The 12,415-nt window shown below is 53.0% G+C and carries 8 protein-coding genes; all 8 read left to right on the top strand.

The genetic code is table 11. From position 1 onward, the window contains the following. Positions 1–143: 143 nt before the first annotated feature. Positions 144–1,535 carry an MATE family efflux transporter gene (locus PXC00_RS10020; protein WP_275846422.1) on the top strand — a complete coding sequence of 464 codons (1,392 nt, stop codon included), beginning with the start codon at positions 144–146 and terminating at the stop codon, positions 1,533–1,535. 456 nt (positions 1,536–1,991) lie between these two features. After that, positions 1,992–4,928 carry an extracellular solute-binding protein gene (locus tag PXC00_RS10015; protein ID WP_316934943.1) on the top strand — a complete coding sequence of 979 codons (2,937 nt, stop codon included), beginning with the start codon at positions 1,992–1,994 and terminating at the stop codon, positions 4,926–4,928. A gap of 12 nt (positions 4,929–4,940) precedes the next feature. Continuing rightward, positions 4,941–5,894, top strand: a complete 954-nt coding sequence (locus PXC00_RS10010) for a carbohydrate ABC transporter permease (RefSeq protein ID WP_316934942.1) — start codon at positions 4,941–4,943, stop codon at positions 5,892–5,894. 1 nt (position 5,895) lies between these two features. Then, on the top strand, positions 5,896–6,786 hold the full coding sequence (locus PXC00_RS10005) for a carbohydrate ABC transporter permease (protein ID WP_275846426.1): 891 nt from the start codon (positions 5,896–5,898) through the stop codon (positions 6,784–6,786). Positions 6,787–6,797: 11 nt separating this feature from the next. Continuing rightward, the gene (locus PXC00_RS10000) at positions 6,798–8,264 is read left to right on the top strand and encodes an NHL repeat-containing protein (RefSeq protein WP_275846428.1); all 1,467 of its coding nucleotides are present in this window, start codon (positions 6,798–6,800) and stop codon (positions 8,262–8,264) included. Then, positions 8,252–8,878: a YIP1 family protein gene (locus PXC00_RS09995; RefSeq protein ID WP_275846430.1), complete on the top strand. Its 627-nt coding sequence runs from the start codon at positions 8,252–8,254 to the stop codon at positions 8,876–8,878. Before PXC00_RS10000 ends, PXC00_RS09995 begins: the two co-directional genes overlap by 13 nt. 57 nt (positions 8,879–8,935) lie before the next feature. Further along, entirely contained in the window at positions 8,936–11,494 is a 2,559-nt protein-coding gene (locus tag PXC00_RS09990) for a DUF5696 domain-containing protein (protein ID WP_275846432.1), read from the top strand. After that, positions 11,491–12,414 carry a carbohydrate ABC transporter permease gene (locus tag PXC00_RS09985; RefSeq protein ID WP_275846434.1) on the top strand — a complete coding sequence of 308 codons (924 nt, stop codon included), beginning with the start codon at positions 11,491–11,493 and terminating at the stop codon, positions 12,412–12,414. Before PXC00_RS09990 ends, PXC00_RS09985 begins: the two co-directional genes overlap by 4 nt. Position 12,415: the final 1 nt, after the last annotated feature.

Raw genomic sequence — 12,415 nt, 5'->3', positions numbered from 1 at the left:
GCCGTTTCACGACGGTTCGCGCTTTTTTTGTGGTATGTGGGTAAGGGTTTACTTTTTGCGTGTTTTGTCGTAAACTGAATTTCACTGGCTATTTTTGCGGAAAGTTCGTGAAAAGCGGGAATTTGAAGAGGTTCGGAGGAAATATGAAACAGACTTGTTCGGCAAATGCGATGCTGAAGGGTTCCATCGCACAGCAGATGCTTCTCTTCTTTTTGCCGATTTGGTTCGGCACTTTTTTTCAGCAGCTGTACAACACAGCCGATGCGCTGATTGTCGGCAATTTTGTGGGCACCAAAGCTTTGGCTGCGGTTGGGGCGACAGGCTCCTTTGTGCAGCTGCTGGTCGGCTTTTTTGTCGGGCTCTGCAGCGGCGCCAGTGTGGTGATTTCGCAAAGCTACGGCGCTGACCAGCTGGAACTGGTGAGCCGGCAGGTGCACACGGCGCTGGCGCTTGCGCTGCTGGGCGGCGCAGTGCTGACGGTGCTGGGGCTGCTGACTGCCCGTGCGGCTGTGGTGGCGATGGGCACGCCGGCGGATATTCTGGATCAGGCGGTGCTGTATCTGCGCATTTACTTTCTGGGTATGATTCCGCAGATGATTTACAATATGGGCGCCAGTATCCTGCGCGCAGTGGGCGACTCCAAGCGCCCGCTGTATTTTTTAATGCTTGCATCCGTTCTGAACATCGTGCTGGATTTGATACTGGTGCCGATTTTCCATTTGGGCGTGGCTGGCACGGCCATCGCAACAGTGCTCAGCCAAACGGCAAGCGCCCTGCTGACACTGCGCTGTTTGGCGGGTGAAAACGTGCCGTGGACGCTGCGGCGCTCACGGATTACACTGGACAAAGAGATTCTGAAAAGCATCTGCCGGATTGGCTTGCCTGCCGCCTTGCAAAGCTCGCTTTACAGTGTGAGCAATATTTTGATTCAAAGCGGTATTAACGGCTTTGGCACGATTGCGGTGGCGGCGTGGAGTGTGTATGGTAAAATCGACTTTCTATTCTGGATGACCATCAGTTCTCTGGGAATTTCCGTAACCACGTTTGCTGGTCAGAACTTCGGTGCGGGTTTGTACCGGCGGGTAAAAAAAGGCACACTGGTGGCACTGGGGCTGGCCGTGGGGATTACGCTGGCAATCAGCGGGGTACTGTATCCGTCCAGCGCCCTACTGTTCCGGTTGTTTTCCCACGACACCGCTGTGGTGGAGCAGGGGGTGCAGATGATGCATTTTCTGGTTCCAGTTTACATGACGTATATCTGCATTGAAATTTTTTCCGGCACCCTGCGGGGCTGCGGGGACGTTGCCGTGCCGACGGCCATTACCTGCTTTGGCGTGTGCGGCCTGCGGATTGTGTGGCTGGTGGCGGCACTGCCGCTGTGGCATACGGTAGAGGCAGTGGAGTTCAGCTATCCCATCTCCTGGGTACTGTCCTCCTTGTTGTTCGTTTTGTACTATTGGAAAGGCGGCTGGCTCAAACGCCGGATTGCCGCGAGAGAAGCGGCGGCAGCTGCAAAAGAAGAACCGCAGACGTAAGGGATACGGCGGGCTCTGCTCGTTTTTTTGAAAAAGGCGCATGGCGCTTTTCGGATTCACAGTGGTCAGTTTACCTGTGAAAACGGAAGGCTGCCATGTCCCTTTTTGTTTGGCAGTCGTGAAATGTAAGATTATAATCGCTTAAAAATTAAAATAATGTGCAAACGAATTGTGCAATATTCATATTTTGCCTTAAATTATTCAAATATTGCCCAGATTTAGATTACATATTGAAAAAAATATGGATTCCTTTATACTGGGGTTGTTAAAACGCCTAATAAATATTTGATAAATCGTTCATTTTTATATTGAAATGATAGGCATTCCTGAAATTTTGCGTGTTTTCGGGAAATTTGCGAAAAAAATGTACAGCAAAAGCTGTTAAGAAAGCTTTTACGCGCTTTGCGCGTTTTGGGGCAATAATCTTGATGATTCAAGGGGAGCGATGATGTATTCATGAAGTGTAGGAAGAGAATGAAGGCCCTGCTTGCGTCGGTGCTGGCGTGTGCCATGGTTTTGCAGATGAGTCCCAGCCCGGTTTGGGCAGACACGGGCACCCAGACTGCCGCACAGCAAGTCAGCGAATCACAGAGCGGCAAAGATGAAATCGATACGTTTTCCATGCAAAGCAAGTACAAGTACGAAGATTACCTGCAGCAGTACAAAAACGCTGCCTCTCCGGCAGATACTTACGAGGTGGAGGCAAAGGACTACACACAGGTCAGCGGCATGGAGGTTAAGCGCTATGCGGACTATCAGGGTGTTTCGGGCACTTCGGTTCTGACCGGTGAGTCCGGCTGGATTGAGTGGACGGTGAATATCCGGCAGGCGGGGCTGTACAATCTGGCGTTGCAGTATTACCCGGTGGAGGGCAAAAGCGCCGATATTGGCCGCGCGGTGTACATAGACGGCAAGCTGCCCTACGCGGAAGCGGGCATTGTGGAGCTTTCGCGGCAGTGGGGGTTTGCATCCGGTAAGTTTGAGAAAGACAATCAGGGCAATGAACTGAAGCCTGACGAAGTGGAAAAACCGGAGTGGAGCAAGGAATTTCTTTACGACGCCAGCGGGTACTATACCGAGCCGCTGAAGTTCTATTTTTCAGCCGGAAAGCACACTGTCCGCCTGATTTCGCAGGAAGAACCCATGCTGTTGCGAGAGCTGCAGATTTGTCAGCAGCCAGAGGTGCCGACATATCAGCAGGTCAGTGCGCAGTACAAAGAGAAGGGGTACAAAGCTGCATCCGGGCAGAGCATTACGGTGCAGGCGGAAAGCGTTTACAAATCTTCCGACCCGACCTTTGCACCGCTTTCGGATCGTTCCAGTCCTTCTGTGCAGCCGCCCAGCACGGGCAGCATCCGCTTAAACTCCGTCGGCGGTGCCAACTGGTGCCAGGCGGGGCAGTGGATCGAGTGGAAAGTTTCCGTGCCGGAAACCGGGCTTTACAAAATCGGTATGCACGTGAAGCAGAACTGGATGCAGGGGCTGTATGTACCGCGCCAACTGCAGATTGACGGCGAAGTGCCGTTCCGGGAGATGGAAGAGATTGCCTTCCAGTATGACAATGACTGGTACGAAAAAACACTGGGGGATGCTTCCCCGTATCTGTTTTATCTGACCAAAGGGGAGCACATCCTGCGGCTGAAAGTGGTTTTAGGCGCGGCAGCCAGCATCCTGCGCAATGTGCAGACCAGCGTTACGAATTTGAATGACATTTATCAGCAGGTCATTATGCTGACCGGCGAGGATACCGACCAATGGCGCGACTATCAGGTGGCAAAAAACCTGCCGAACCTCTCCAAGCAAATCTGGCAGGAGTACGTTCGGCTGGTGGGCGTCGAAAAGAAAATTGAAAGTCTGACCGGTAAAAACAGCGACAAGGAAGCGTTGATTCAAACGGTGACGCAGCAGCTGAATGATTTTTACCGGGATGTTGAGGAGATTCCGGGCAAAAAGGACAGCTTCAAAACCAATATCGGTTCACTGGGAACCTGGCTGACGCAGGTGGCGAGTATGCCGCTGCAGGTGGATTTTCTCACCATTCAGCCACCGTCCGCAGAGGCGCCGGTGCTGCATAATACCTTTTGGGACCGAATGCTGCATCAGCTAAAGCTGCTTGGCAGTTCGTTTACCACGGACTACAACGCCGTGGGAAATGTGTCAAACGGCAGCAGCGCGAAGTCCATCACGGTTTGGATCGGCACCGGCCGCGACCAGGCAGACACCATCAAGTCGCTGATTGATTCATCCTTTACCAAGCAGTCCGGCATTAACGTCAACCTAATGCTCGTGCCGCAGGGCACGCTGCTGCAGGCTACGTTGGCAGGGCAGGGGCCGGATGTTGCCATGCAGGTCACATGCGATACGCCAATGAATTACGGGATTCGCGGCGCGGCAGCGGATCTGTCACAGTTTTCGGACTTTCAGGAGGTTGAGAAGCGCTTTCGAAGCAGTGCGATGCTGCCGTTTACGTTCCGCGGCAAAACCTATGCGCTGCCGGAAACCCAGACCTTCAATATGCTGTTTTACCGCAAGGATATTCTGAAAAAGCTCAATATGCACGTTCCGAAAACCTGGGACGATGTGAAAGCCGATATTTCTGTACTGAGCAAAAACCACATGGAGTTTGGTATGCTGCCGCTGAACACTGCCCAGCAGGGCGGGGCAGGGTCGTCCGCGGATATCTCTTACGGAATGTTCCTGTACCAGAATGGCGGCCAGTTTTACACAAAGGACGGCAAGTCCTCCGCACTCGACAGCAAAACAGCGGTCAACGCTTTTAAAGAATGGGTGAAGTATTACCAGGCTTACACGCTGACACGCGAATTCGATGTACAGAACCGCTTCCGTACCGGCGAAGCGCCGCTGGTTGTCAGCGATTACACCCTTTATAATACGCTGCAAGTTGCCGCGCCGGAAATCAAGGGGCTGTGGGGCTTTACCGAGGTGCCCGGTACGGTGCAGGCAGACGGCACGGTCAGTCATGCGGCGGCTTCTACCGGTACAGCCACCATCATCATGCAGAATGCCAAAGACAAACAGAGCGCGTGGGAGTTTTTGAAGTGGTGGACTTCCGCGGATGTGCAGACCGCTTACGGCCGTGGAATGGAAGCGCTGCAGGGCGCATCTGCCCGCTACCCGACCGCAAATATCGAAGCGCTGAAGCGCTTGCCGTGGCCTGCGGAGGATTACAACAGCATTGCCAAAGCGTTTGCACACGTGCAGGGGATTCCGCAGGTGCCAGGTTCCTACTACACCGCGCGCGACATTCAAAATGCGTTTTCTACCGTGGTCATTGACCAGACGGAGGATGCGCGCGAGGCGCTGATGGACAATGTGAAAGCCATCAATGACGAAATTGCAAGCAAGCGGGAAGAGTTCCGCTTGGATTCCTAGGAGGCGGAGAAATTGAAGATACATACAAAAGACGCCGGAAACGCCGTTGTTCCCAAAATTCAGCCGCAGCAAAAGCACGGCCTGTGGGAAAACATGAAGTGCAGCCGTGCCTGCTATGTCATGATGGCGCCTTACTTTATTCTGTTTTTTCTGTTTACGGTTCTGCCGGTGGCGGCGTCCATGGTTCTGAGCCTTTGCTATTTCAATGTGCTGCAACCGCCGTCGTTTGTGGGGTTGCGCAACTACACCCAGCTGTTTTTGGAGGATAACATCTTTACCATTGCCGTCAAGAACACGCTGCTGTTTGCCATTATCACCGGGCCGGTCAGCTATTTTGCCTGCTTTTTCTTCGCATGGATCATTAACGACTTCGGGCCGAAGCTGCGTTCATTTCTGACCGTTGTGTTTTATGCGCCCTCCCTGTGCGGCAACGCGTACTTCGTCTGGCTGCTGATTTTCAGCGGCGACCGTTACGGCTATGCCAACTCGCTGTTGCTGCACCTGGGGCTGATTACCAGTGAAATCAATTGGTTCAAGGATTCGCAGTACATCATGCCGCTGCTGATCATCATTCAGCTCTGGCTGAGCCTTGGCACCGGTTTTCTGGTTTTCATCGCCGGCCTGCAAACGGTGGATAAAACCCTGTACGAGGCGGGCGCCATCGACGGCATCCGCAACCGCTGGCAAGAGCTGTGGCACATTACGCTGCCTGCCATGAAGCCGCAGCTGCTGCTGGGCGCGGTACTGCAGATTACACAGTCCTTTGCGGTTTCCGATATTTCTATTAACCTCTGCGGCAACCCCAGTGTCAACTATGCGGGCGCAACCATGGTGACGCATTTGATTGACTACGGTTCCATCCGGTTTGAAATGGGGTACGCGTCTGCGATTGCCACGCTGCTGTTTTTGATTATGGTTCTATCCAACAAATTGGTGAACCGTCTGTTAAGGAGGGTGGCAGACTGAGATGAAAAGCAAACAAATCAACGGAAATCCAAAGCGCAGGCGGATTAAGGTGCACCGTGTCAACCGCTCTGCCGGCGGCAACTTTGCAATGTTCCTTTTTCTGGCGGTCATGGGGCTGTTTATGGCGTTTCCACTCATCATGATTGTCAACAATGCCTTTAAACCGCTGGATGAATACTTCAAAATGCCGCCAGATGTGTTTGTGCGGCATCCAACCATTGAAAACTTCGAAACGCTCGGTACGGAAATGTCTGACTCCTGGGTGCCATTTAGCCGGTACATCATCAACACATTGATAATTGTGGTGTGCGGTGTGGTGGGGCACGTACTGTTTTCTTCCCTGGCGGCTTATCCGCTGGCGAAGCACCGCTTTCCGGGTTCCAATGTGCTGTTTAAGATGGTAGTGCTCTCCCTGATGTTTTCTCCGGTGGTCACCTCCGTACCCAATTACATCATCATCTCCAAGTTGGGCATCAACAATACATATCTGGCGGTGATTCTTCCGGCGCTTTCTTCCGGACTGGGGCTGTTCATTATGAAGCAGTTTATGGAGCAGATTCCCGATTCCATTCTGGAGTCTGCCAGACTGGATGGCGCGTCGGAGTACATGATTTTCTGGAAAGTCGTCATGCCAAATGTCAAGCCGGCGTGGCTGACGCTGGGGCTCTTGCAGTTTCAGGGGCTGTGGGGCGTTTCCGGCGCCGGGTTCCTGCGCAGCGAGGAACTGAAACCTTTGAGCTACGCGCTCAACCAGATTGCCCAGGGCGGCATTGCCCGCCAGGGCACAGCGGGCGCCATTGGCCTGATTATGATTAGTATTCCGATTATCATTTTCCTGATTACGCAGAGCAATGTCATTGAAACGATGTCCACATCGGGAATGAAAGATTAGGGGCTGACAGAATGAAGAAAAAAAGAATTGCCGTTTTGGCGGCCGTCCTGCTGACAGTTTGTTCCTTGACCACAGCCGTGCACGCGGATGTGCCGTATGAAAGTTACAACTATGACTACTGGGGGCGGGTGGTTCCCTCGCCGGTTCCGTACCAGCCGGTCTGCGCTTACACTGGACAGGACTGCGGTACGGCCGCGTTCAGCACGCCCAGTGGGCTGGCGGTCGGGCCGGACGGCTGCCTTTATGTGGCAGACACCGGCAACAACCGCATTGTGGAACTGGACGCGAAAATGCACGAGAAGCGGGTGCTGACCCAGTTTGTCAACAACGGAAAAGCAGACAGTTTCAAAGGGCCCAAGGGCGTTACCATCGGCAAGGATGGGAAAATCCATATTGCAGACACCGGCAACCACCGCATTGTTTCGCTTAATGCGGATGGTACACTGTACCAGACCTTTGGGGTTGGCAAAAGTACGTTGGTGGGCAGCGACTTTGTCTTTTCCCCACTGAAAGTCGGGGTGGACAGCGCCAATCGGTATTATGTGATTGCCGAAAACGTGACGGACGGCATTATGGGCTTTGACCAGTCCGGTGCCTTTTACGGATACTACGGTTCCATGAAGGTGCAGGTGAGCTTCGCCGACAAGTTCTGGCGCACGATTTCCACGAAGGCACAGCGTTCCCAGATGCAGCTGTTCATCCCCACGGAGTTTACCAGTCTGGACATTGACGAGGACGGATTTGTGTATGCCACGGATGCCAACACCACAGAAACGAAGAATATCCGGAAAATTAACCCAAGCGGTGCGGATGTTCTGGTGAATTACAACACAACCAGACCTATTTCCGGCGACCTGACCTACCGCACACAGGGCTCTTACAGCGGGCCAAGCAAGTTTCAGGACATCACCGTGCGCGAAAACGGCGTGTACGCTGCCCTGGACAGTACCCGCGGGCGTATTTTCACCTATGACAGCGAGGGCAACCTGCTTTACATCTTCGGCAGCCTCGGTGACCAGCTTGGTTCCTTTAAAAAGCCTGTTGCTCTGGCAAACTGGAAAGAAAATCTGTATGTGCTGGACCAGACGCGCGGGCAGATTGTATTGTTCCAGCCGACCCAGTATGGGCAGCTGATTGACCGGGCGGTTGCGCTCAGCTACGACGGAGAGGAAACGCAGGCGGTGCAGGTTTGGAACAATGTGCTGAAGCTGGACGCTCACTATGAGCTGGCGTACACCGGCATCGGCAAGTCCCTGCTGGCGCAGAACAAAAACGCGGAGGCCATGACGTACCTAAAAAAGGGCATGGATAAGCGGGACTACTCCATTGCATTTCACCGCTACCGCAACGAATGGCTGCGCTCGCACAATACACAAATTATTCTGGTGCTGTGCCTGCTTGTGGCATTCTTTGTGGGCAGGAGTTTCTATAAAAAGGCAAAGCAGAAAGGAAAGGGGCGGGCATCATGGAAAAGCTGAAGGCGTATTTTGCCCTGCCGAAATACGTGCTGTTTCATCCGGTGGATGGTTTCTACAACATGAAGTACGAGAAGCAGGGGCACACAAGCATCATTTTTGTAAATCTAATTTTGTTCTGGATTTCCTATTCCTTTTTAAAGCAGTACACCGGATTCATTATCAATCCTAACGACCCGCTTTCGTACAACACCTTCGCGGATCTCGGCTATGTGTCGCTGGCGTTTCTGCTGTGGTGCGCGGGCAGCTGGTCTGTGACAAGCCTGATGGATGGCGACGGTACGTTTCGCGACATTGCTATGGCAGCCTCCCTTTCTTTGACGCCGATGATTCTGTTTTTTATTCCCGTGGCACTTTTGAGCAATGTGATGACCGCAGATGAGGCGGCATTTTACCATGTGCTAATCGGCATTGCGATTGTGTGGTTTCTGATGCTGATGTTTTCCAGCGTAATGACCATTCACAACTACTCGGTTGCCAAAACGTTCGGCATGCTGTTCCTGACGTTTCTCAGCATCTGCATCATCCTCTTTCTGACGGTCATGATTGCGTCGCTGATTCAGCAGTTCTGTGTGTTTGTCAAAAGCATTTACACCGAATTGCTGTACCGAATGTAACAGCGCACGGAAAAAGCCTTTGGCTCCGTGAGAATCTATGAAAGAGGTGATTGTATTGTGAAAAAGTGGAAGAAAAAAGCGCTGGTTTCTGCGGTCTGCGTCGTTGTGGCCGGCGCACTGGTCTGGAACCTTTTTTCCTATCAAAAATATGATTATTCTGCGCTGCTGCCGCGCACTGCCGCCGCTGCCGCAAAGGAATTTGAAGCACAAGGCACGGACCCGCGCGTGAAAGACATGGAGATTGCCGCGCAGAACGACACGCTGATGCTTTTCATCAATCCGAAAACAACCGAAGTGGCGGTGCTGGACAAACGCACCGGCAAGGTTTGGTACACCAACCCGCCGGGACTCGGCTCCGGCGGCAATGCACACGACACGCTGGCATCCCAGATTGACTTGGGCTATTTTGACAGCAACCGCAACACCGAGCAGTACTGTACATATACGGACAGCGTGCAGAAAAAGCAGTTTAAAATCCAGTCTGTGGACAACGGCATCAAGGTTACCTACACCATCGGTACGGTTTCCGTGCAGACCGACAGCATTCCGAAAGTTCTGACCAAAGAGCGCCTGGAGCAAATCCTTGCCAAGGTTAGCACAGAAGATTACAAAGAAGCCATGCAGGACAATTACGTGGAGGATGACAAAAAAGCAGGGCAGATGGATTTTCTGGAGTCGGCCAAAGAGTCGGACATCATCGTTGGGAAAATTCTGAAGGGCTTTCAGGAAGCAGGCTATACCAGCAAAGACCTGGCACAGGACAACCGGCGCGCAGGCGTCAAAACCTCCAGCGAAGCAAGTTACTTTGTGATTCCCCTGGTGTATCAGCTGCAGGGCGACCAACTCTCCGTATCTGTCCCGACAAAGGAAATTGTGGAGAAAGGCGCCAACAAGCTTTTGTACATTGAGCCGCTTGCGTATTTTGCTGCCGGCTCTACCAAAGATCAGGGGTACCTGTTTGTGCCCAGCGGCTGCGGCGGCATCATCAACTTTAACAATGGCGCGAACGGCGGCAAAAGCAGCAGCACCTATATGCAGCAGATTTACGGGGACGATCCTGCCGCGGGAAAGGACGTGCGCACGGAAGTTACCGAGGCGGCGCGGATGCCAGTGTTCGGCATCCGGAAGAACGGCGACGCGGTCTTTGCCTACCTGAACCAGGGTGCCGGCACTGCAAGCGTTGTTGCCGACGTGAGCGGGCAGGCGTGTCCGTACAACACGGTGCATCCACGCTTCACCCTGCGTACAACGGATAAAATCCAGACGACACAGGCAGACGGCACCAGCGGCGAGATGAACATTGTCGACAATGCGCTTTACCACGGGGACATTAACATCCGGTACTGCTTCCTCACGCGCAAGGACGCCGATTACTCTGGCATGGCGCGGTACTACCGGAACATCCTGACCCAAAGCGGAGTGCTCAAGCCCCTGAGCAAAACAGAGGACGTTCCGTTTTATTTGGACATTGTCGGCGCAGTGGAGAAAACGAAGTATGTGATGGGTGTTGCGTACCCCGGCATTGTGCCGATGACAACCTATGGAGAGGCGAAAACCATCTTTTCCGAGCTGCAGGAGCAGGGTGTCAAAAACATTCAGATGCGGTACCTCGGCTGGTTTAACCGCGGCATAAACAACGACGTTCCCAGTTCGGTTTCTCTGGTGCGGCAGCTAGGCAGCAAAGGCGCCCTGCAGGATTTGGATCGCACGCTTTCGAGCAAAAGCAGTCGACTTTACCTGGACGCCGCCTTTCAGCAGGTGAACGGAGACACCGGTCATTACCAGAAGGCAAAGCAGTCTGCACGGTACTTAGACCAGCGCTCTGTGGAAACCGCGCTTTACAACCGTGCCACACTTTCTATGCGCAATACGGATACCGAAGGCAGTTTCAACGTGGTTTCCCCGAATGCGCTGCCGGACATTGTGGACCGGTTCCTGCCAAAGTTCCAGAAAGTCGGTGTTTCGGGACTTTCCCTGCGCGACCTCGGCTCGCTGCTGGTGTCGGATAAGAAAAAGTCGTATCCTATCGACCGCAGTGCGGCGCAGGCAATTGATGAAGCGCAGCTGAAAAAGCTGCAGCAGAACCGCCCGCTGGAGATTGCCGATGCCAATACCTACGCCTGGGCGTACACGCAGAACCTGATCGATATTCCCGCGGACGGAAACGGGTTTGACTTGATTGACCAGACGGTTCCGTTTTATGAAATGCTGATTCACGGTTCTATAGATTATGCCGGAGAGGCGTCAAATCTGAATGAAACACAGGACGCGGATGCGCAGGTTCGGCAGATGATGGCATACGGCTTAATGCCGCACTATCTCTTCTCTTACCAAAACGGCTCGGTGCTGTCAGATACAGCGTATCAGACCTATTACTCGACGGATTACCGCACTTGGCTGGATGAAGCAACGGCAAACTACAAGAAAATGAACGCAGTGTACGCGAAACTGCGCACCGCGAAAATCAATGAATTCCGCATTTGCCAGACAGGCGTTACCGAAACGGTGTATGACAACGGCATTTCTGTTTACGTCAATAACACCGCAAGTCCGGTGACCATTGGCTCTGTGACCGTTGACGCCAACGGCTATGCGTTGGGAGGGGACCGCAGTTGAAAAAAAAGAAAAAACGGGGCAGAACCCTGGAGTCGCGCCAAAGGGCAGTCGGTTTGCTGTTCATTGCCCCCTGGGCGGTTGGTTTTATCGCGTTTTTCGCGTATGACCTGGTACAGACCATTCTGTTCAGTTTCAACAAACTGACCATTAAGGACGGCGGCGGTTACACGCTGCAGTATGTCGGTGGCAGTAACTTTAACTATGCCCTGCGCAGCAGCGCGGTTTTCGTGCAGCAGCTGCTTAGCTCCACCGGCACCATTGTGATTGACGTACCGCTGATTATTTTTTTCAGCCTGTTCATTGCTGTGCTGCTGAACCGGCAGTTTAAGGGCAGGGCACTGGTGCGCGCCATCTTTTTCATTCCCGTCATTATGGCGTGCCCTGCCATTACCGAGGCGCTGGCGGTCAATATGCAGAACATGATGGGCGGTGTTTCCACTGCAGCCGTAGCTGCAACCAACAGCCAGCAGACCACCGGTTTTAACATTACGTCCATCACCATGGCGCTGACGGACTTCGGAATGCCCAAGCAGATTATTGAGTATCTAATTGCGGCGGTCGGCAAGCTGTATGAGATTGTACGCAATTCCGGCGTGCAGATTATTGTATTCCTGGCTGCGCTGCAGGCTATTCCAAAGTCCATGTATGAAGTGGCGCAGATTGAGGGTGCCACCGGCTACGAAACCTTCTGGAAAATTACGTTTCCGATGGTCAGTCCGCTAATCCTTACAAACGTGGTGTATACCATTGTGGATTTGTACGCGCAGAGTGACATCATCACACTGGAGCAGACCACTGCGTTTTCCCAGATGAATTTCGGTTTGAGTGCCGCGATGTGCCTCATCAGTTCCGCAGTGATCTGTTCAATCATTGGCATCTGCGGGTTCTTAATTTCCAGAAAGGTTTTTTACCAGAGCTGAC

The organism is Caproicibacterium argilliputei (assembly GCF_029211325.2).
GTDB lineage: Bacteria > Bacillota > Clostridia > Oscillospirales > Acutalibacteraceae > Caproicibacterium > Caproicibacterium argilliputei.
This window is presented reverse-complemented; position numbering and strand designations above follow the sequence as displayed.

Excerpts from the sequence above, each read along its gene's own strand:
- PXC00_RS10020 (WP_275846422.1), top strand. The coding sequence starts at position 144 with ATGAAACAGACTTGTTCGGCAAATGCGATGCTGAAGGGTTCCATCGCA.
- PXC00_RS10015 (WP_316934943.1), top strand. The coding sequence starts at position 1,992 with ATGAAGTGTAGGAAGAGAATGAAGGCCCTGCTTGCGTCGGTGCTGGCG.
- PXC00_RS10005 (WP_275846426.1), top strand. The coding sequence starts at position 5,896 with ATGAAAAGCAAACAAATCAACGGAAATCCAAAGCGCAGGCGGATTAAG.
- PXC00_RS10000 (WP_275846428.1), top strand. The coding sequence starts at position 6,798 with ATGAAGAAAAAAAGAATTGCCGTTTTGGCGGCCGTCCTGCTGACAGTT.
- PXC00_RS09995 (WP_275846430.1), top strand. The coding sequence starts at position 8,252 with ATGGAAAAGCTGAAGGCGTATTTTGCCCTGCCGAAATACGTGCTGTTT.